Origin of the sequence: Streptomyces sp. NPDC015345 (assembly GCF_043078805.1) — a bacterium.
Lineage (GTDB): Bacteria > Actinomycetota > Actinomycetes > Streptomycetales > Streptomycetaceae > Streptomyces.
In genome coordinates this window covers 192,059-215,416 of sequence record NZ_JBIBTX010000012.1, presented here as the reverse complement: position 1 = coordinate 215,416, position 23,358 = coordinate 192,059, and the positions used below count along the sequence as shown (strand labels likewise).

At 68.9% G+C, this 23,358-nt stretch carries 3 protein-coding genes (1 of these 3 running past the window's edge); all 3 read left to right on the top strand.

Going from position 1 to position 23,358, the window contains the following annotated elements; genetic code table 11:
- The first annotated feature begins 81 nt into the window (after positions 1-81).
- Tightly spaced (each overlapping or abutting the next), the 3 genes in view from ACF062_RS36355 to ACF062_RS36345 form a layout consistent with a single transcriptional unit that may run on beyond the window.
- On the top strand, positions 82-10,524 hold the full coding sequence (locus tag ACF062_RS36355) for an amino acid adenylation domain-containing protein (RefSeq protein WP_392144084.1): 10,443 nt from the start codon (positions 82-84) through the stop codon (positions 10,522-10,524).
- Positions 10,524-20,159: an amino acid adenylation domain-containing protein gene (locus ACF062_RS36350; protein WP_392144078.1), complete on the top strand. Its 9,636-nt coding sequence runs from the start codon at positions 10,524-10,526 to the stop codon at positions 20,157-20,159. Before ACF062_RS36355 ends, ACF062_RS36350 begins: the two co-directional genes overlap by 1 nt.
- On the top strand, positions 20,159-23,358 hold the 5' end (the start) of the coding sequence (locus tag ACF062_RS36345; protein WP_392144076.1) for an amino acid adenylation domain-containing protein. Its footprint extends 13,666 nt past the window's final position; 3,200 of the gene's 16,866 nt are visible here — the first part of the coding sequence; it begins with the start codon at positions 20,159-20,161; its stop codon lies off the right edge, out of view. Before ACF062_RS36350 ends, ACF062_RS36345 begins: the two co-directional genes overlap by 1 nt.

Sequence of the window (23,358 nt, the reverse complement as noted above, 5' to 3'; positions counted from 1 at the left end):
ACGGTGATCGCGGCGGTGGGTGAGGTGGATCCGGATGGGTCGGGGGTGGTGTCTTTTGGTGGTCCGGTGGCCAATACGCGGATGTTTGTGCTGGACGAGTTTTTGCGGCCGGTGGCGCCGGGGGTTGCTGGTGAGTTGTATGTGGGTGGGGTGCAGTTGGCGCGTGGGTATGTGGGGCGTGCGGGGCTGACGGCTGAGCGGTTTGTTGCTGATCCGTTTGGTGTGGCTGGTGGGCGGTTGTATCGCACGGGTGATGTGGTGCGGTGGTCGGTGGGGGGTGAGTTGGTTTTTGTGGGGCGTGCGGATGAGCAGGTGAAGATCCGTGGGTTCCGTATTGAGCCGGGTGAGGTTCGGGCGGCTGTGGTGGCGCATCCGTTGGTGGCGCAGGCCGCGGTGGTGGTGCGTGAGGATGTTGCGGGGGATCCGCGTCTGGTCGCGTATGTCGTTGCGGACAGCGATGCCGCCGCGGACAGCGATGCCGGGGATGGCGCTGAACTTGCGCTAGGTGTGGGTGAGTTCGTGGCGAGGCGTCTTCCGGGGTACATGGTTCCCTCGGCGGTCGTGGTTCTGGACGCGCTGCCGCTGACCGTGAACGGGAAGCTGGATCATCGGGCGCTTCCCGCACCCCGGTACGTCACAGGCGATGGCCGAGGCCCCGCCACGCTCCAGGAGGAGCTGCTGTGCGGCGTGTTCGCCCAGGTCCTCGGAGTGGAGGAAGTGGGCGTCGACCATGACTTCTTCGCCCTCGGCGGGCACTCCCTGCTCGCCGTCCGCCTGATCAGCCGCATCCGTACGGTCCTCGGGGTCGAGGTCCCCCTGCGGACCCTGTTCGAGGCACCGACCGTCGCCGCCCTGGCCGGCCGCCTCGCAGGCTCCGGGCCTGCGCGTCCCGCGCTGACGGCGGGCGAGCGCCCGGTGCGGATCCCGCTCTCGTTCGCCCAGCGCCGCCTGTGGTTCATCGGCCAGCTGGAGGGCCCGAGCGCCACCTACAACGTCCCTGTCTCCCTGCGCCTGTCGGGCGGTGTCGATCGTGACGCGCTCGGTGCGGCCTTGCGTGACGTGATCGGGCGACACGAGGTACTGCGTACGGTCTTCGACATCGCGGACGGCGAGCCGTACCAGCGGATCCTCGACCTGGAGGATTTGGCCTGGGAGCTGTCGGTGGCCGAGGTGGCCCCGGCAGGTCTGGGCGCCGCGATGGAAGAGGGCGAGAAGTACGCGTTCGACCTCTCGGCCGAAGCGCCGATCCGCGCCTGGCTGTTCGACGCGGGCCCGGACGAGCAGGTGCTGGTGGTCGTCGTCCACCACATCGCCGGTGACGGCTGGTCCATGGGCCCGCTCGCCCGTGACGTCTCGGTCGCCTACGAGGCGCGCAGCGAGGGCCGGGCTCCTGAGTGGGAGCCGCTGCCGGTCCAGTACGCGGACTACGCGCTGTGGCAGCGTGAGCTGCTCGGCGACGAGCGGGACGCGGGGAGCCTCATCTCCAGCCAGGTCGCCTACTGGCGTGAGGCGTTGGCGGAGGCCCCGGTCGAGCTCGATCTGCCGTTCGACCGACCGCGCCCCGCCGTGGCGTCCCATCTGGGCCACAGCGTTCCGCTGAGCGTCCCCGCCGAGGTCCACGGGCGGATCGTCGAGATGGCGCGGGCGGAAGGCGTCACCACATTCATGGTCCTCCAGGCCGCCCTGGCTGCTCTGCTCTCGAAGTTGGGTGCCGGGACCGACATCCCCATCGGCTCGGCGAACGCGGGCCGTACGGACGAGGCCCTGGACGACCTGGTCGGCTTCTTCATCAACACCCTGGTCGTCCGCGCGGACCTCTCCGGCGACCCGACCTTCCGCGAGGTCCTGGACCGGGTACGGGAGAAGAGCCTGGCGGCGATGGCCCACCAGGACGTGCCGTTCGAGAAGCTGGTGGAAGAGCTGGCGCCCGCACGCTCGATGGCCCGGCACCCGCTCTTCCAGACCGTCCTCACCCTGCAGAACACCATCGATGCCGTGCTCGAGCTGCCCGGCGTACGGACGTCCTCGGCGGCCGGGACGGCCGCCGAGGACGGCGAGGCGGTCTCGGGCCGTACGGCGGTCAAGTTCGACCTGGACGTCATGGTCGCCGAGGCCTTCGACGAGGACGGCGTCCCGGCCGGCCTCGGCGGCTCGGTCACCGTCGCCGCCGACCTGTTCGATGCCCCGTGGGCAGGCAGGATCGCCGATGCGTGGGCCGGACTCCTGGGGCTACTGTCGCAGGACCCGAGCCGCCGCCTGAGCACCCTGGAGGTGCTGGCCGATGATGAGCGCCACCGGGTGCTGGCCGGCTGGAACGACACGGCGTCCGATGTCTCGGCAGAGCTGGTGCACGAGTTGTTCGAGGCGAGGGCGGCCGCGGCGCCCGACGCGTCGGCGATCGTCTCGGACGGCTCCGGGACGTCGTACGGGGAGTTGGATGCGCGGGCGAACCGGATCGCGCACTACCTGATCGGCCAAGGGGTCGGTGCGGAGTCGGTAGTGGGTCTGTGTCTGCCGCGTGGCGCCGACATGATCGCGGCGATCTTGGGTGTGTGGAAGGCGGGTGCGGGCTATCTGCCGATCGATCCTGTGCAGCCGACGGACCGGATCGCGTTCATGTTGCGTGACAGTCGTGCGGCGTTGGCGCTGACGACGGAGGAGATCCTGGACGAGCTGCCGGCGGGCCGTTCGCGTCTTGTGGCGATCGATGACACGTTCGTGGAGATGCAGCTTGCGGCGGCTTCGACGGAGCGTCCTGGCAGGGTTGTTGATGTGCGGTCGCTCGCGTATGTGATCTATACGTCGGGTTCGACCGGTCAGCCCAAGGGTGTGGCTGTGACGCACGGCGGAGTCGCGAACTATGTGGCTTCGGTTCCCGGGCGGGTCGGTTTCGGTGGCGTGGGTGCGCGGTATGCGCTGCTCCAGGCGCAGGCGACGGATCTGGGCAACACGGTGGTCTTCGCCAGCCTCGCGTCCGGCGGTGAGCTGCACATCCTGGACGAGGGTGCGGTCACCGATCCGCAGGCGGTGTCCGCGTACCTGGCCGAGCACCGGATCGACCATTTCAAGGCTGTCCCTTCCCATCTGGCCGCGCTGTCCGCGGCCGGTGGAGTGGAAGGCGTACTTCCGGCCCGGTCCCTGGTCCTGGGTGGCGAGGCCGCCTCCCCGGCCTGGTTGCGGGAGCTGCTCGCCGCTGCCGGTGAGCGCGAGGTGCACAACCATTACGGGCCGACCGAGACGACGATCGGTGTCGCGACCACGCGGCTCACCATCGAGCGTGTTTCCGGGCACGTCGCCCCAGTGGGGTCCCCGATAGCAAACACCCGCTTCTACGTCCTGGACGCCTCTCTGCGGCCGGTGGCGACCGGTGTCGCCGGGGAGCTGTACGTCGCGGGTGCGGGGCTGGCGCGCGGATATGTGCGCCGGGCCGGACTGACGGCCGAGCGTTTCGTGGCTAGCCTCTTCGAGCCGGGCGGGCGTATGTACCGCACGGGTGACCGGGCCAAGTGGACGGCGGACGGCCAGGTGGTGTTCCTGGGCCGTGCCGACGACCAGGTCAAGATCCGTGGCTTCCGCATCGAGCCCGGTGAAGTGACGGGCGTACTGGTGGGGCACCCGCTGGTCGACCAGGCCGTCGTGATCGCCCGCGAAGACACCCCGGGCGACCGGCGACTCGTCGCCTACGTCGTTCCGACGGACATCGACGAGTCACACGATGACCTCCCGCATTCCGTTCGCCAGTTCGCGGGGCAGCGGCTGCCGGAGCACATGGTGCCGTCGGCGGTCGTCGTCCTGGACGCGCTGCCGCTGACCGGCAACGGCAAGCTGGACCGCAAGGCCCTGCCCGCGCCGGACTACTCGTCGGCACTGGCCTCCGGTGGGCGCCGGGCGGTCACGTTGCAGGAGGAGATCCTGTGTCTGGCCTTCGCCGAGGTCCTCGGTCTTGCCGAGGTCGGCGTCGATGACGACTTCTTCGAGCTGGGCGGTCACTCTCTCCTGGCGGTGCGCCTGGTCAGCCGGATCCGCTCCGTCCTCGGCGTCGAGATCGAGATACGCGAACTGTTCGACGCCCCGACGGTGGCCGGGCTCGCCGCCGGACTGACCGGCGCCGCGGAGGCGCGGCTCGCCCTGACTGCCGGTGAACGCCCGGAGCGCCTCCCGCCGTCGTTCGCCCAGCGTCGCCTGTGGTTCGTCGGCCAGCTGGAGGGGCCGAACGCGGCCTACAACGTCCCGGTGGTCCTACGCCTCGGCGGCGACGTGGACCGGGAGGCGCTGGAAGCGGCCCTGCGGGACGTGATCGGGCGGCACGAGGTGCTGCGAACCGTCTTCGAGGTCGCTGACGGAGAGCCGTACCAGCGGATCATCGACACAGCCGCGCTCGAATGGAGCCTGCCCCTGACCGAGGTGGCGCCCGAGGAGCTGCCGGGGGCGATCACCGCGGCGGCCGGTCACGCCTTCGATCTCGCGGTCGACATCCCCTTCCGCGCCTGGCTCTTCAGCGCCGGGACCGACGAGCGGGTGCTCGTCGTGACAATGCACCACATCGCGAGTGACGGCTGGTCGAAGCGCCCGCTCGCGCGGGACCTGTCGGCCGCGTACGCGGCGCGGGCCGAGGGCCGGGCTCCTGAGTGGGAGCCGCTGCCGGTCCAGTACGCGGACTACGCGCTGTGGCAGCGGAAGCTGCTCGGCGAGGAGCCCGACCCGGACGGCCTGCTCACCCGCCAGGTCGCCTACTGGCGGGGGGCGCTGGCAGGCGTCCCCGAGGAGCTTCAGCTGCCGACGGACCGGGTGCGGCCGGCTGTGCCCTCGCACCGGGGGCACGACATCCCACTGGCCGTGCCGGCGGAGGTGCACGCCCGCCTCGCGGAAATGGCGCGGGCCGAGGGAGTGACCATGTTCATGGTCCTTCAGGCCGCGCTGGCGATGCTGCTCTCGAAGCTGGGTGCCGGGACCGACATCCCCATCGGTTCGGCGAACGCGGGCCGTACTGACGAGGGGCTGGACGACCTGGTCGGCTTCTTCGTCAACACCCTCGTCCTGCGGACCGACGTGAGCGGTGACCCGACCTTCCGTGACGTCCTCGGCCGCGTAAGGGAAGCGAGCCTGTCGGCCTTCGCACACCAGGACGTGCCCTTCGAGCGGCTCGTCGAAGAACTGGCCCCGAGCCGCTCCATGGCCCGGCACCCCCTGTTCCAGGTGATGCTCCAGGTGCAGAACAACGCCGACGCGGTCCTCGACCTGCAAGGAGTTCAGGCTGAGGGCGTCGGTGCCGGCATGTCGGTGGCGAAGTTCGACCTGGACGCGTCGGTGGCGGAGAGCGTCACCGAGACGGGCGCCCCGGCGGGCCTGCGCGGTTCGGTCGTAGCCTCGGCCGACCTGTTCGACGCGGAGACCGCCGGACGCCTCGTGGCCCGCTGGACGCAGGTCCTGGAGCGCCTCGCGGCAGATCCGGAGCTGCGGCTGAGCACGCTGGACGTGTTGGACGATGCCGAGCGCGGACTGCTGATCGGCAAGTGGAACGACACTGCTGCCGAGGTGGCGGGTGATTTGCTTCCGGGGCTGTTCGAGGCGCAGGTGGCGCGGGTGCCGGAGGCGGTGGCTGTTGTCTCGGGTGGTGTGGAGGTTTCGTACGCGGAGCTGGACCGCCGTGCGAATCGGCTGGCTCGTTACCTGGTTGCTCAGGGTGTGGGCCCGGAGTCGTTGGTGGGTGTGTGTCTGGAGCGTGGTGTCGATGCGGTGGTGGCGCTGCTGGCGGTGCTGAAAGCCGGGGGCGCGTATCTGCCGATCGATGCGGGGTATCCGGCTGAGCGGGTCGGTTACATGCTTGGCGACGCGGGGCCGGTGGTGGTTTTGGCGTCGACGGACACGGTTGAGGCGGTGCCCTCATCGGATGCCAAGGTAGTGGTCCTGGATGACCTGGAACTGGCCGGCGTTGAGAGCGGTCCGTTGGGTGTGGGGGTTCGGCCGGAGCATCCGGCGTATGTGATTTATACGTCGGGTTCGACGGGGCGTCCGAAGGGTGTGGTGGTCGAGCACCGGTCGGTGGCGGCGCTGCTGGGCTGGGCTGCTGCGGAGTTCGGCGGTGAGAATTTCCGGCGGGTTTTGGCGTCGACGTCCTTCAACTTCGATGTGTCGGTCTTCGAGCTGTTCGGCCCGCTGGTGTCGGGTGGCAGTGTCGAGGTGGTTCCGGATCTGCTGTCTCTGGCTGATTCTGAGGCAGGGATCGGTGATGTGAGTCTGGTGAGTGGTGTGCCGTCGGCGTTCGCGCAGATGGTGGCTTCGGGTGAGATTCAGGCTCGTCCCCGGACGGTGGTCCTGGCCGGTGAGGCTCTGACGGCGGATGCGGTGGCTGGTATCCGTACGGCGATTCCGGGGGCGCGGGTTGCGAACATTTACGGTCCGACCGAGGCCACGGTGTATTCCACGGCCTGGTTCGCGGACGCGCAGGTAGACGGAATCGTCCCGATCGGTCGGCCGATCTCCAACGCCCGCGTCTATGTCCTGGACGGAACTCTTTCTCCGGTGCCGGCGGGTGTTGCTGGTGAGTTGTATATCGCGGGTGCTGGTCTGGCGCGTGGTTATCTGGGCCGTCCGGAGCTGACGGGTGAGCGTTTCGTCGCCGACCCGTTTGCGTCAGACGGCGGTCGTCTGTATCGCACGGGTGATGTGGTGCGCTGGTCGCAGGACGGTCAGGTCGAATACCTGGGCCGTGCGGACGAGCAGGTCAAGGTCCGTGGTTTCCGGATCGAGCTGGGCGAGGTCCAGTCGGCGGTCGCAGCGCACCCGGATGTCACGCAAGCGGTTGTCATCGCCCGCGAGGACACTCCGGGCGACAAGCGCCTGGTTGCCTACGTGGTCCCGGTCGACGGTGTATCGGCTAATGAACTGCCATACCAGGTGCTTGAGTTCGTGAGTGATCGGCTGCCGTCGTACATGGTCCCGTCGGCGGTCGTCGTCCTGGACGCGCTGCCGCTGAACGTGAACGGCAAGCTGGACCGCAACGCCCTGCCCGCCCCCGACTACTCGCCGGGCACCTCGGCCGGGCGCGGGCCGTCGAGCCTGCGGGAAGAGCTGCTGTGCGGGGTCTTCGCACAGGTGCTGGGTCTTCCCCAGGTGGGGGTGGATGACGACTTCTTCGCGCTGGGCGGTCACTCCCTGCTCGCGGTGCGTCTGATCAGCAGGGTCCGTACCGTCCTGGGTGTCGAGGTTCCGCTGCGGGCCCTGTTCGAAACTCCCACGGTCGCCGGTCTCGCCGCCGGCCTGGCCGGCGCCGGTCAGGCCCGGCTCGCCCTGACGGCCGGTGAACGCCCGGAACGCATCCCCCTCTCCTTCGCCCAACAACGCCTCTGGTTCATCTCGCAGTTGGAGGGGCCGAGCTCGACGTACAACATCCCGTTCGCCCTGCGGATGGCAGGTGACGTCGACCGGGACGTGCTCGATACCGCCTTCCGCGACGTGATCGGGCGGCACGAGGTACTGCGGACCGTCTTCCCGACGGCCGAGGACGGCGAGCCGTACCAGCACGTCATCGAACTCGCGCACATCGACTGGAAGGTGCAAGGCGTCGAGGTGGCGCCCGCAAGACTCGACGCCGCCGTGGCGGAGGCGGAGGCGTACGCCTTCGACCTCTCGGCCGAGGCGCCCATCAGGGCCACGCTGTTCGAGGCCGGGCCCGACGAGCGGGTGCTGGTCGTGGTGCTCCACCACATCGCATGCGACGGCTGGTCGACGGCCCCACTGGCACGGGACCTGTCCACGGCCTACGCGGCACGAAGCAAGGGCCGGTCTCCCGAGTGGGAGCCGCTGCCGGTCCAGTACGCCGACTACGCGCTCTGGCAGCGCGAGCTGCTCGGCGACGAGACCGACCCTGACAGCGTGATCGCACGCCAAACGGCGTACTGGCGAGATGCGCTGGCGGACTCTCCGGAGGAGTTGGCACTGCCCGTCGACCGGTCACGTCCGGCCGTCGCGTCCCACGTGGGGCACCGCGTCCCGATGGAGATTCCGGCCGCGGTGCACGCACGGCTCGTGGAGATGGCCCGCACAGAGGGCGTGACCCCCTTCATGGCTCTGCAGGCCGCACTGGCGATGTTGCTGTCGCGGCTGGGTGCGGGGACCGACATCCCGATCGGTTCGGCGAACGCGGGCCGTACGGACGAGGCACTGGACGATCTGGTCGGCTTCTTCATCAACACGCTGGTCGTACGCACCGACGTGTCCGGCGACCCGACCTTCCGCGAGGTCTTGGGCCGGGTGCGAGAGGCGAGTCTGGCGGCCTTGGCGCATCAGGAGGTGCCGTTCGAGCGGCTGGTGGAGGAGTTGGCGCCTTCGCGGTCGATGGCCCGTCACCCGCTGTTCCAGGTCCAGTTGGACCTCCAGAACAACGCAGACGCGGTCCTCAACCTCCCCGGCGCAGAAGGCGCTGGCACCTCCTCGGACAGCGCTGTGGCGAAGTTCGATGTCGAGGTCCGGCTCACCGAGACGTACGACGAGAAGGGCGCGCCGACCGGCGTCCGCGGACAGGTGGTCGCGGCGGCGGACCTGTTCGACCGGGAGACGGTCATCGGACTGCGCGAGCGCTTCGTCCGAGTCCTGGGTCTGCTGGTCGCCGACCCCCTTACCCGCTTGAGCACGGTGGACGTGCTGGGGGAGGTGGAGCGGTGTCGGGTGTTGGAGGAGTGGAACGACACGGCTGCCGACCTGGGCACTGCGCTGGTGCCGGGTCTGTTCGCCGCGCAGGTGGCGCGTTCCCCGGAGGCGGTGGCTGTTGTCGGGGAGGGTGTGTCGGTTTCGTTTGCGGAGTTGGATGCGCGGGCGAATCGGCTGGCTCGTTACCTGGTTGCTCAGGGTGTCGGTGTCGAGTCGTTGGTGGGGTTGTGTCTGCCGCGTGGGGTTGAGGCGGTGGTGGCGGTCCTGGCGGTGTGGAAGGCGGGGGCGGCTTATGTGCCGGTTGATCCGGGGTATCCGGCTGAGCGGATCGGTTTCATGCTGGCCGACAGTGGCGTGGTTTTGACGTTGACGACCGAGGAGGTCCTGGACGATCTTCCGGCCGGGCGGAACCGGTTCGTGGCGTTGGACAGCACGTTGGTGGAGATGCAGCTGGCGGCCGCTTCTGGTGAGGCGCTTGAGGTGGTGGTTGAGCCGCAGTCGCTCGCGTATGTCATCTATACCTCGGGTTCGACCGGCCGGCCGAAGGGTGTGGCCGTCACTCATGGCGGCCTGGCGAACTACGTGGCGTGGGCCGCGGACACGTATCGCATGAAGGACGCGGCCGGTGGCGCTCCGTTGCACTCCTCCCTTGCGTTCGATCTGACGGTGACCAGTGTTCTGGTGCCGCTGGTGTCGGGGTCCGCGGTGGTGGTCAGTGAGGCCGGCGGCGCTGAGGGGCTGGCCGACCTGATTCGCGAGCCTGGTGGGTTCGGTCTGGTCAAGGCAGTCCCCGCCCACCTGCCGCTGCTGACGGAGATGCTCTCTGCGGAGCAGGTGGCGACCTCGGCTCGTACGTGGGTGGTCGGTGGCGAGGCTCTGCCGGGCGGTGTGGTTCGGGACTGGTTGTCGCGGGCTGCGGGGTCGGTGGTGGTGAATGAGTACGGGCCGACCGAGACGGTGGTCGGGTGCTGTGTCTTTGAGGTTTCGGCGGGTCAGGTGGTGGGGGAGTCGGTGCCGATCGGGCGGCCGATCGCCAACACGCGTCTGTATGTGCTGGATGAGGGTCTTCAGCCGGTCGCGCCGGGGGTTGCTGGTGAGTTGTATGTCGCGGGTGTTCAACTGGCGCGTGGTTATGTGAGGCGTCCGGGTCTGACGGCCGAGCGTTTCGCGGCGAACCCGTTCGAGCCGGGTGGACGGATGTATCGCACGGGGGATGTGGCCCGCTGGACCACCGACGGGCTTCTCGAATACCTGGGTCGTGCGGATGAGCAGGTCAAGATCCGTGGCTACCGGATCGAGCCGGGTGAGGTCCAAGCCGTCGTGGCCGCCCATCGCGGGGTCGCCCAGGCGGCCGTCATCGCCCGCGAGGACATCCCGGGAGACACCCGCCTCGTCGCCTACATCGTCCCCACCGACCTCGACGACGCCGACGAAGGACTACCGCGCGCGGTGCGGGAATCGGCGGCACAGCGGTTGCCGGAGCACATGGTTCCGTCGGCGGTCGTCGTCCTTGATGCTCTCCCGCTGACCGCCAACGGCAAGCTCGACCGCAAGGCACTGCCGGCCCCGGAATACGCCGAGGCGGCAAGTTTCGGGCGGGGCCCCGAGAGCCACGAGGAAGAAGTCCTGTGTGAGGCCTTCGCCCAGGTCCTTGGCGTTCCGGAGGTGGGGGTCCACGACGACTTCTTCGCTCTCGGAGGCCACTCACTGCTCGCGGTCCGCCTGGTCAACCGCATCAGGACGGTGCTCGGCGCCGAGTTGGAGATCGCGGCGCTGTTCGACGCGCCGACGGTGGCGGGCCTCGCCGGGCAGCTCGGGAACGTGAAGTCAACCAGGCCGGCGTTGCAGCCGATGCGTAACCAGGAGGAGTCCTGATGATTCCGTTGTCATTCGCGCAGCGACGGCTGTGGTTCATCAGCCGCTTGGAGGGCCCGAGTTCGACGTACAACGTTCCCGTCGTGCTGCGGCTGCCGGGCGACGTGGAGCGCGACGCGCTCGGCACGGCCCTGAGGGACGTGATCGGGCGGCACGAAGTCCTGCGTACGGTCTTCGAGGTCGCGGACGGCGAGCCGTACCAACGGATCCTCGGGCTCGACGACCTCGACTGGGACCTGACGGTCATCGAGGTCGCCCCGGCGGAGCTCGACGGGGCGGTCGACGAGGCCGGGCGATACGCGTTCGACCTCGCCGCCGAGGTCCCCATCAGGGCATGTCTGCTCGATACGGGTGACGAAGAGCTTGTCCTCGTCGTGGTCATGCACCACATCGCGAGCGACGGCTGGTCGGAGGGCCCGCTGACCCGGGACCTCACCACCGCCTACGAGGCGCGCGTGCGAGGCAAGGCCCCCGAGTGGGAGCCACTGCCCGTCCAGTACGCCGACTACACGCTCTGGCAGCGCCGACTGCTCGGCGATGTGAACGACCCGGACAGCATGATGTCGCGCCAGATCACCTACTGGCGCGAGACGCTGGCCGGCGCACCGGAGGAGCTGGAGCTCCCCGCCGACCGGCCTCGGCCGCCGGTGGCCTCGCACCGCGGGCACGTCGTCCCGCTGAGCGTCCCCGCCGAGGTGCACGCCCGCCTGGCGGCGGTGGCGCGCGCCGAGGGCGTGACCCCCTTCATGGTCCTCCAGGCCGCTCTCGCCGCCCTGTTGTCCCGGCTCGGAGCGGGCATCGACATCCCCGTCGGCACGTCCGTGGCGGGACGTACGGACGAGGCCCTGGACGACCTGGTCGGCTTCTTCGTCAACACGCTGGTGATGCGTACCGACCTGACCGGCGACCCCACCTTCCGCGAACTGCTCGCCCAGGTGCGTCGTACGGGCCTGGCGGCGTTCAAGCACCAGGAGGTGCCGTTCGAGAAGCTCGTCGAGGAGCTGGCCCCGGCCCGCTCCCTGGCCCGGCACCCGCTCTTCCAGGTCATGCTGACCGTTCAGAACAACCAGCGGACCGTCGTCGACTCCTCCGAGGCCCCGGCCGAGGGCCGGGAGGTCGGCTCCCGGAACGCCAAGTTCGACCTCGACGTCTCCGTCCGTGAACTCTTCGACGCGTCGGGCGCCCCCGCCGGCCTGCGCGGCTCGGTGACGGCGGCCGCCGACCTGTTCGACGTGGCGTCCGTCGAGCGCCTCACCGCACACTTCACCCGGGTACTCGACCAGGCGACCGTCGACCCCGGCCGCGCGCTCAGCTCGATAGGGGTCCTCGACGAGGGCGAACGACACCGGGTGCTGATCGAGTGGAACGACACCGCGACGGACCAGCAACAACTCAGCCCGGTGCGGGCGCTGTTCGAGCAGTGGGCGGACCGCACTCCTGATGCTGCGGCACTCGTCGCCGAGGGCAAGGAGGTCCCCTACGGGGAGTTGGACGCGCGGGCGAACCGGATCGCGCACTACCTGATCGGCCAGGGAATCGGCCCCGAGGCCGTGGTGGGTCTGTGCCTGCCGCGTGGCACCGACATGATCGCGGCGATCTTGGGTGTGTGGAAGGCGGGCGCGGCTTATCTGCCGATCGATCCTGTGCAGCCGACGGACCGGATCGCGTTCATGCTGCGTGACAGCCGGGCGGCGCTTGTCCTCACCACCGCAGATCTCTTCGACGAGTTGCCGGCGGGCCGTTCGCGTCTGGTGGCGATCGATGACGCGTTTGTGGAGATGCAGCTTGCGGCGGCTTCGAGGGAGCGTCCTGGCAGGGTTGTTGATGTGCGGTCGCTCGCGTATGTGATCTATACGTCGGGTTCGACCGGTCAGCCCAAGGGTGTGGCTGTGACGCACGGCGGAGTCGCGAACTATGTGGCTTCTGTTCCCGGGCGGGTCGGTTTCGGTGGCGAGGGCGCGCGGTTCGCGCTGCTCCAGGCGCAGGCGACGGATCTGGGCAACACGGTGGTCTTCGCGAGCCTCGCGTCCGGCGGTGAGCTGCACATCCTGGACGAGGGTGCGGTCACCGACCCGCAGGCGGTGTCCGCGTACCTGGCCGAGCACCGGATCGACCACTTCAAGGCCGTCCCTTCCCACCTTGCCGCGCTGTCCGCGGCCGGTGGAGTGGAAGGCGTACTTCCGGCCCGGTCCCTGGTCCTGGGTGGTGAGGCCGCCTCCCCGGCCTGGTTGCGGGAGTTGCTCGCCGCTGCGGGTGAGTGCGAGGTGCACAACCATTACGGGCCGACCGAGACGACGGTCGGTGTCGCGACTACTCGTCTGACCGTCGACATGGTCGCCGGGGAGAGGGTTCCGGTCGGCAGCCCGATCGCCAACACCCGCTTCTACTTGCTCGACGCGTACCTGCAGCCGGTCCCGGTCGGGGTGGTCGCGGATCTTTACGTTTCCGGGGCGCAGCTGGCCCGCGGCTACGTCGGGCGCGAGAGCCTGACGGCCGAGCGGTTCGTGGCGAGCCCGTTCGAGCCGGGCGGGCGTATGTACCGCACGGGTGACCGGGCCAGGTGGACGGCGGACGGCCAGGTGGTGTTCCTGGGCCGTGCCGACGACCAGGTCAAGATCCGTGGCTTCCGCATCGAGCCCGGCGAGGTCCAAGATGTGGTCGTCGCACACCCGCTGGTCGACCAGGCCGCCGTGATCGCCCGCGAAGACACCCCAGGGGACAGGCGCCTGGTCGCCTACGTCGTCCCGGCGGACGCCGACGCGGTCGAGACCGAACTTCCACGGAACGTCATCCAGTTCGCCGCCCAGCGGCTGCCCGGCCACATGGTTCCGTCGGCGGTCGTGGTCCTGGACGGGCTGCCGCTGACCGGCAACGGCAAGCTGGACCGCAAGGCCCTGCCCGCGCCCGAGTACGCCTCCGGTGCCGGCCGCGGCCCGTCCAACGCTCGCGAGGAGATCCTGTGCGCGGCCTTCGCCGAGGTGCTTGGTCTCGACGGAGTGGGCGTGGACGACGACTTCTTCCGGCTCGGCGGTCACTCGCTCCTCGCGATCCGCCTCGTCGAGACCCTGCGGGGTCACGGCGTCACGGTGTCCGTGCGAGCGCTGTTCCAGACGCCGACCCCGGCCGGTCTCGCCGCCTCGGCGGGTGCCGAGCAGGTGATCGTCCCGGCGAACCTGATCCCGGCCGCCGCGACCGCCCTCACCCCCGAGATGCTGCCGCTCGTCGACCTCACTGCTGCCGAGATCGCGGCGGTCGTCGCCACCGTCGACGGTGGCGCGTCCAACATCGCGGACGTCTACCCGCTGGCCCCCCTCCAGGAAGGCCTGCTCTTCCACCACCTCCTCGCCGACGGCGGCGACGACGCGTACGTCCTGCCGACGGTCGTCGAGTTCGACGCCCGCGAGCGGCTCGACGCCTTCCTCGGCGCCCTGCAGAACGTCCTGGACCGTCATGACATCTTCCGCACGTCCATCGTGTGGGAGGGGCTGCGCGAGCCGGTTCAGGTGGTGTGGCGCCACGCCGCCCTTCCCGTCACCGACATCACACTCGAAGGCGCCCACACGAACGCGATCGCAGACCTGGTCACGGCCGGCGGCTCGACCATGGACCTTGGCGAGGCACCGCTGATCCGGGTCCACACAGCCCGCGCCCCAGGGAGCAACCAGTGGCTGGCACTGGTGCGGGTCCACCACATGGTGCGCGACCACACAGCACTCGAAGTGCTCATGGCGGAGGTGCGGGCCTTCCTGGACGGACGGGGCGCAGAGTTGCCGGAGCCGCTGCCGTTCCGTGCCTTCGTCGCCCAAGTGCGCGGCGGAGTCCACCGGGCGGAGCATGAGCGCTACTTCGCCGACCTCCTCGGTGACGTCACCGAGCCGACCGCCGCCTTCGGCGTCACGGACGTACGCGGTGACGGCGCGGACTCGGTGCGTCAAGTCGTCGGCTTCGGCCCCGAGTTGACCGCACGGCTCCGGCAGGTCTCCCGCCGCCTGGGCGCGAGCCCGGCGACCCTGCTGCACCTGGCCTGGGCCCGGGTCCTGGCCGCGGTAAGCGGGCGCGAGGACGTCGTCTTCGGCACTGTCCTGTTCGGCCGCATGAACGCCGGCACGGGCTCCGACCGGGTGCCGGGTCCCTTCCTCAACACGCTCCCCGTCCGCGTGCGGACCGACGCGCTCGGTGTCCTCACCGCCGTGTCCGCGATGCGCGGTCAGCTGGCAGAACTCCTGGAACACGAGCACGCACCGCTATCGGTGGCGCAGCAGGTCAGCGGGATGCCCGGCAGTGCACCGCTCTTCACGGCCCTGTTCAACTACCGCCACAACGCCGGGGGAGGCGATGCCGATGTCTCGGGTGCGCGCCACGATCGGCTCGATGGCATCAGGACCGTCTTCTCCCACGAGCGCACGAACTACCCGCTGCTCGTGTCCGTGGACGACAACGGTGACGGCCTCTGGGTCGCCGTGGACGCGGTGGCGCCGATCGACCCGCGCATGGTGGGCGAGTTCGTGCGCACGGCGGCGCTGAATCTGGTTTCCGCGCTCGAATCGGCCCTGGACGGCGACCACGACGATGACGTGCCGCTCAGCTCGGTCCAGGTTCTGGACGAGGCGGGGCTGCGTCAGGTGTTGACCGAGTGGAACGACTCGGCAGCCGTGCTTCCGGGTGACGCCACGGTGGCGGGGCTGTTCGAGGCGCAGGTGGCGCGGGTGCCGGAGGCGGTGGCTGTTGTCTCGGGTGGTGTGGAGGTTTCGTACGCGGAGCTGGACCGCCGTGCGAATCGGCTGGCTCGTTACCTGGTTGTTCAGGGTGTGGGTCCGGAGTCGTTGGTGGGTGTGTGTCTGGAGCGTGGTGTCGATGCGGTGGTGGCGCTGCTGGCGGTGCTGAAGTCGGGTGGTGCCTATTTGCCGATCGATGCGGGGTATCCGGCTGAGCGGGTCGGTTACATGCTTGCGGATGCCGGGCCGGTGGTGGTTTTGGCGTCGACGGACACGGTTGAGGCGGTGCCGTCGTCGGATGCGAAGGTCGTGGTCCTGGATGGCCTGGAGCTGGCCGGCTTTGAGAGCGGTCCGTTGGGTGTGGGGGTTCGGCCGGAGCATCCGGCGTATGTGATTTATACGTCGGGTTCGACGGGGCGTCCGAAGGGTGTGGTGGTCGAGCACCGGTCGGTGGCGGCGCTGCTGGGCTGGGCTGCGGTGGAGTTCGGCGGTGAGAATTTCCGGCGGGTTTTGGCGTCGACGTCCTTCAACTTCGATGTGTCGGTCTTCGAGCTGTTCGGCCCGTTGGTGTCGGGTGGCAGTGTGGAGGTGGTGCCGGATCTGCTGTCTCTGGCTGATTCTGAGGCAGGGATCGGTGATGTGAGTCTGGTGAGTGGTGTGCCGTCGGCGTTCGCGCAGATGGTGGCTTCGGGTGAGATTCAGGCTCGTCCCCGGACGGTGGTCCTGGCCGGTGAGGCTCTGACGGCGGATGCGGTGGCTGGTATCCGTACGGCGATTCCGGGGGCGCGGGTCGCGAACATTTACGGTCCGACCGAGGCCACGGTGTATTCCACGGCCTGGTTCGCGGACACCGATGTGGACGGCACCGTGCCGATCGGCCGGCCGATCTCCAACGCCCGTGTCTATGTCCTGGACGGAACTCTTTCTCCGGTGCCGGCGGGTGTTGCTGGTGAGTTGTATATCGCGGGTGCTGGTCTGGCCCGTGGTTATCTGGGGCGTCCGGAGCTGACGGGTGAGCGTTTCGTCGCCGACCCGTTCTCGACCGGTGGTGGTCGTCTGTATCGCACGGGTGATGTGGTGCGCTGGTCGCAGGACGGTCAGGTCGAATACCTGGGCCGTGCGGATGAGCAGGTGAAGGTGCGTGGTTTCCGGATCGAGCTGGGTGAGGTCCAGTCGGTGCTGGCCGGGCATCCGCTGGTCGCCCAGGCCGTCGTGGTTGCCCGTGAGGACGTGCCGGGGGACAAGCGCCTGGTCGCCTACGTCGTACCGGCCGAGGACGGGCTTGCCGAGGAGCTGCCGCGTATTCTGACCGGCCTGGCCAGTGACCGGCTGCCGTCGTACATGGTTCCGTCGGCGGTCGTGGTCCTGGACGCGCTGCCGCTGAACGTGAACGGCAAGCTGGACCGCAACGCCCTGCCTGCCCCGGAGTACGCGACCGGGACCGGTGCGCGGGGTCCTGTCACGCTCCAGGAGGAACTGCTGTGCGGGGTCTTCGCACAGGTCCTTGGCCTGGACAGCGTCGGCGTGGATGACGACTTCTTCGCGCTGGGCGGTCACTCCCTGCTCGCGGTGCGTCTGATCAGCCGGGTCCGTACCGTCCTGGGTGTCGAGGTTCCGCTGCGGGCCCTGTTCGAGACTCCCACGGTCGCCGGTCTCGCCGCGGGCCGGGCCGGCGCCGGTCAGGCCCGGCTCGCCCTGACGGCAGGAGAACGCCCGGAACGCATCCCCCTCTCCTTCGCCCAACAACGCCTCTGGTTCATCTCGAAGTTGGAGGGGCCGAGCTCGACGTATAACATCCCGTTCGCCCTGCGGCTGTCCGGGGAGGTCGACAGGGAGGCTCTCAATGCGGCCCTGCGAGACGTGATCGGGCGGCATGAGGTCCTGCGCACCGTATTCCCGACGACCGATGGCGGCGAGCCGTACCAGCACGTCATCGAGATCGCCGACCTCGATTGGCAGTTGGAGTACGCCGACGTCTCGTCCGGCGAGTTGGATGATGCCATGGCGACGGCCGTGGCCCACGCGTTCGACCTCACCTCCGAGGTGCCGATCCAGGCCACTCTCTTTGAGGCCGGTGCCGACGAACACCTCGTGATCGTGATGCACCACATCGCATGCGACGGCTGGTCGACGGCCCCACTGGCACGGGACCTGTCCACGGCCTACGCGGCTCGTGTCGAGGGCCGGGCTCCCGAGTGGGAACCGCTGCCGGTCCAGTACGCCGACTACGCGCTCTGGCAGCGCGAGCTGCTCGGCGACGAGAACGCCTCCGACAGCCTCATCACCCGTCAACTGTCCCACTGGCGAGTCGCCTTGGCAGGTGCACCAGAGGAACTGGAGCTGCCCTTCGACCGGTCCCGCCCGACCGTCGCCTCGCATGTTGGCCATCGAGTCCCCTTGGTCGTGCCGGCGGCGGTACATTCCCGACTGGTGGAGGTGGCGCGCGTCGAAGGTGTGACCACGTTCATGGTCCTCCAGGCCGCCCTGGCCACCCTCCTCTCAAAGCTTGGCGCGGGCACCGACATCCCGATCGGCTCGGCGAACGCGGGCCGTACGGACGAGGCACTGGACGATTTGGTCGGCTTCTTCATCAACACGCTGGTCATACGCACCGACCTGTCCGGCGACCCGACCTTCCGCGAGGTCCTCGGTCGAGTGAGAGAGGCGAGTCTGGCGGCTCTGGCGCATCAGGAGGTGCCGTTCGAGCGGCTGGTGGAGGAGTTGGCACCTTCGCGGTCGATGGCCCGTCACCCGCTGTTCCAGGTCCAGTTGGACCTCCAGAACAACGCAGACGCGGTCCTCGACCTGCCTGGTGCACGGACCGGGAACGTCGCGGTCGCGAAGACGACGGCGAAGTTCGACCTGGAGGTCCGGGTCTCCGAGGCATTCGACGACCAGGGCGCCCCGGCCGGGGTGTGGGGCTCGGTGGTCGCAGCGGCCGACCTCTTCGATCGGGAGACGGTCGAGGGCCTGGGCGAGCGCCTGGTCCGGGTGATCGACTCGCTGGCCGCCGACCCGCAGACCCGGTTGAGCTCGCTCTCCGTGCTGGGGGAGGTGGAGCGGTGTCGGGTGTTGGAGGAGTGGAACGACACGGGTGCCGATCTGGGCACTGTGTTGGTGCCGGGTCTGTTCGCCGCGCAGGTGGTGCGGTCTCCGGAGGCGGTGGCGGTCGCCTGGGACGGATCCGACATCACGTATGGGGAGTTGGATGCGCGGGCGAATCGGTTGGCCCGCTATCTGGTTGCGCAGGGTGTGGGTGTGGAGTCGTTGGTGGGCTTGTGCCTGCCGCGTGGGGTCGAGGCGGTGGTGGCGGTCCTGGCGGTGTGGAAGGCGGGGGCGGCTTATGTGCCGGTTGATCCGGGGTATCCGGCCGAGCGGATCGGTTTCATGCTGGCCGACAGTGGCGTGGTTTTGACGTTGACGACCGAGGAGGTCCTGGACGATCTTCCGGCCGGGCGGAACCGCTTCGTGGCGTTGGACAGCACGCTGGTGGAGATGCAGCTGGCAGCCGCTTCTGGTGAGGCTCCCGATGTGGTGGTTGAGCCGCAGTCGCTCGCGTATGTCATCTATACCTCGGGTTCGACCGGCCGGCCGAAGGGTGTGGCCGTCACTCATGGCGGTCTGGCGAACTACGTGATGTGGGCCGCGGACGCGTATCGCATGGAGGGCACGGCTGGTGGTGCTCCGTTGCATTCGTCTCTTGCGTTCGATCTGACGGTGACGAGTGTTCTGGTGCCGCTGGTGTCCGGGTCCGCGGTCGTGGTCAGTGAGGCCGGTGGCGCTGAAGGGCTGGCCGAACTACTCAAAAACCCTGGAGGCTTCGGCCTGGTCAAGGCAGTTCCCGCGCACCTGCCCCTCCTGACGGAGATGCTCTCTGCGGAGCAGATGGCGACCTCGGCTCGTACGTGGGTTGTCGGTGGTGAGGCTCTGCCGGGCGGTGTGGTTCGGGACTGGTTGTCGCGGGCTGCGGGGTCGGTGGTGGTGAATGAGTACGGGCCGACCGAGACGGTGGTCGGGTGCTGTGTCTTTGAGGTTTCGGCGGGTCAGGTGGTGGGGGAGTCGGTGCCGATCGGGCGGCCGATCGCCAACACGCGTCTGTATGTGCTGGATGAGTATCTTCAGCCGGTCGCGCCGGGGGTTGCTGGTGAGTTGTATGTCGCGGGTGTTCAGCTGGCGCGTGGTTATGTGAGGCGTCCGGGGTTGACGGCCGAGCGTTTCGCGGCGAACCCGTTCGAGCCGGGTGGACGGATGTATCGCACGGGGGATGTGGCCCGCTGGACCACCGACGGGATTCTCGAATACCTGGGTCGTGCGGATGAGCAGGTCAAGGTCCGTGGCTACCGGATCGAGCCGGGTGAGGTCCAGGCCGTCGTGGCGGCGCACCCGCAGGTCGCCCAGGTGGCCGTCATCGCCCGTGAGGACGTCCCGGGAGACACCCGCCTCGTCGCCTACATCGTCCCCACCGACCTCGACGACACCGAGCCTGAACTGCCGTCCCAGATCGTTCAGTTCACGATGACGCGGTTGCCGGAGCACATGGTGCCGGCGGCCGTGGTGGTCCTCGACGCTCTCCCGCTGACCGCCAACGGCAAGCTCGACCGCAAAGCGCTCCCCGCCCCCGAGCAGACCCACAGCAAGGGGCGTGGCCCAGCCAACCGCCAGGAGGAGATCCTCTGCGTGGCCTTCGCCGAACTCCTGGGTCTGCCCGAAGTCGGCGTGGACGACGACTTCTTCGCACTCGGCGGTCACTCACTGCTCGCCGTCCGCCTGACCAGCCGGATCCGGGCCGAACTCGGTGTCGAGGTCCCGCTCCGAGTGCTCCTTGCTGCCTCGACCGTGGCAGCACTCGCACGACAACTTGCCCACCAGAAGACAGCAAGGCCGGCGTTGCGGCCGATGCGTAACCAGGAGGAGTCCTGATGATTCCGTTGTCATTCGCGCAGCGCCGGTTGTGGTTCCTCAGCCAGTCCGAGGGCCCGAGCTCCACTTACAACATCCCGGTCGTGCTGCGCCTTTCGGGCGAGACGGACGGTGCCGCGCTCGACGCTGCCCTGCGAGATGTGATCGGCCGCCATGAGGTGCTGCGCACGATCTACCCGGTCGCGGACGGCGAGCCGTACCAGTGCATCCTGCCGATGGCCGGCCTGGAGTGGACGTTGGCGGCGGCCGAGGTCGCCCCGGCCGACCTCGACGGCGCGATTGCGGACGTCCTCGGACACACCTTCGACCTCTCGACCGAGATACCGATCCGCGCGTCGCTGTTCTCCACGGGCGGCGACGAGCAGGTGCTCGTCCTGGTGACGCATCACATCGCGAGCGACGGCTGGTCCAAGCGCCCGCTGGCCCGCGACCTCTCGACGGCCTACGCGGCACGCAGCGAGGGCAAGGCCCCCGAATGGGAGCCACTGCCTGTCCAGTACGCCGACTACACGCTCTGGCAGCGCCAGATGCTCGGCGACGAGTCGGACCCCGAGAGCGTGATGTGCACGCAGATGGCCTACTGGCGGGAGGTGCTGGCCGATGTCCCGGAGGAGCTGGAGCTTCCCGTGGACCGGCCTCGGCCCGCCGTTGCCTCCCACCGCGGCCACAAGGTGGCGCTGGCCGTGTCCGCCGAGGTGCACGCGCGTCTCGCCGAGCTGGCCAAGGCCGAGGGCGTGACCCCCTTCATGGTCCTCCAGGCCGCCCTCGCGGCGGTGCTCTCGCGTCTCGGCGCGGGAACCGACATCCCCATCGGCACGACCGTCGCCGGACGTACGGACGTCGCTCTCGACGACCTCGTCGGCTTCTTCATCAACTCCCTCGTCCTGCGTACGGACGTGTCGGGTGACCCGACCTTCACCGAGCTGCTCTCGCGCGTGAGGCAGGCCGGCTGGGCGGCGTTCGAGCACCAGGAGGTGCCGTTCGAGAAGCTCGTGGAGGAGCTCGCGCCGACGCGTTCGCTGGCCCGGCACCCGCTGTTCCAGGTCATGCTGAAGGTGCAGAACACCGGCGAGGCCGTCCTCGACCTGCCCGGCACCGGAGGCCGGAACACCCCGGCGCCGACAGCCAGGAGGACCGTCACGCCCAGCGGCCCGGCGACCAGCGAGTCCGCGGCCAAGTTCGATCTGGACGCGTCGGTGTCGGAGGTCTTCGACGAGGCCGGCGCCCCGGCGGGCCTGCGCGGTTCGGTCGTCGCTTCCGCGGACCTCTTCGACGTCGAGACGGCCGAGCGCATCGTGGCCCGCTGGGTACGGGCGATCGAGCTGCTGGTCCTGGACCCGCAGTCCCGGCTGAGCGCGGTCGAGGTTCTGGATGAGGGGGAGCGGCGGCTCCTGGCGGGGTGGAACGAGACGGCTGTTCCGGTGGTGGCGGGTTCGCTGCCGGAGCTGTTCGCGGTGCAGGTGGCTCGTCGGGCGGACGCGGTTGCCGTGGTCGCGGGTGAGGTGTCGCTCTCGTATGCGGAGCTGGACGCGCGGTCGAACCGTCTGGCCCGTCATCTTCGGGCGCAGGGTGTGGGTCCTGAGTCGTTGGTGGGGGTGTGTCTGGAGCGGGGAGCGGATCTGGTTGTCGCGCTGCTTGCGGTGCTCAAGTCCGGTGGTGCGTATCTGCCGGTGGACCCGGAGTACCCGCTGGAGCGGATCGCGTACATGGTCGAGGATGCGGCGCCCGTGGTGGTGATCACCTCGCATGCGGCGGCGGGTGTCTTGCCGGTGTCGGGTGCGCCGCTGGTGGTTGTGGATGACGTGGAGACGGTTTCGGCGTTGGCGGTGTTGGATGGTGGTCCGCTGGGTGTGGTGGTGGGGTCTGAGTCTCCGGCGTATGTGATTTATACGTCGGGTTCGACGGGTCGGCCGAAGGGTGTGGTGGTCACCCATCGGGGTGCGGTGAGTTTGTGTGAGGGTCATGGCCGGTCGGTGTTCGCGGCGGGTGGTGATGTGTTGCGGGTCGCGTTGACGACTTCGGTGTCGTTCGACGCGTCGTGGAATCAGCTGGCGGCTGTGTTCACGGGTCATGAGCTGCATGTGGTGGACGGGGAGACGTGGCTGGACGCGGGGCGTCTGGTGGCGTGGATGCGTGCGTCGCGGATCGATTTCGCCGAGGTCACTCCTTCTTATCTTCAGATTTTGGTGGAGGAGGGTCTGTTCGGGGGTTCTGGGGGTCCGTCGCGTATTGGTGTGGGTGGTGAGGCGGTCCCGGCCGGTCTGTGGGAGCGGTTGCGGTCGTTGGAGGGTGTGGAGGGCTTCAATTTCTATGGTCCGACCGAGGCGACCGTTGATACGGCGATCGCCCGGCTTTCCTCGTCGTCCGATGTGGTGGTGGGCCGGCCTGTGCCCAACGCGCGTGTCCACGTGCTGGATGAGGCGTTGCGGCCTGTGCCGGTTGGTGTGGCGGGTGAGTTGTATGTGTCGGGTGCGGGTGTGGCGCGGGGGTATGTCAACCGTCGGGCTCTGACCGCTGAGCGGTTCGTCGCCTCGCCGTTCTCTGCCTGTGGTGAGCGGATGTACCGCTCGGGTGACCGGGTGAAGTGGACGGCGGACGGCCAGTTGGTGTTCCTGGGCCGTACGGATGACCAGGTGAAGGTGCGTGGGTTCCGTATCGAGCTGGGTGAGGTCCAGGCGGCGGTGGCCGCGCATCCGCAGGTCGCGCAGGCCGTTGTGGTCGTGCGGGAGGACATTCCTGGTGACCGTCGTCTTGTCGCGTATGTGGTCACTACTGGTGAACTGGCTTGTCCGGTTGCCGGGTTCGTGGCTGGGCGTCTGCCTGAGTACATGGTTCCGTCGGCTGTCGTTGTCCTTGATGCTCTGCCGTTGACTGCCAACGGCAAGCTGGACCGCAGGGCGTTGCCTGTTCCCGGGCATGAGGTGACCGCGGGGGTGCGGGGTCCGTCCAACGCGCGTGAGGAGATCGTGTGTGCGGCCTTCGCCGAGGTTTTGGGGGTGGAGGGCGTTGGTGTGGATGATGATTTCTTCGAGTTGGGGGGTCAGTCGCTTCTTGCCATCCGGCTCGTTGCTCTTCTCCACAAGCGCGGGGTTTCCGTCTCCGTGCGGACGTTTTTCCAGGCGCCGACGCCGGCTGGTCTCGCGGCTTCGGTGGACGCTGTCCGGGTCGAGGTGCCGGCGAACCTGATTCCGGCGGGTGC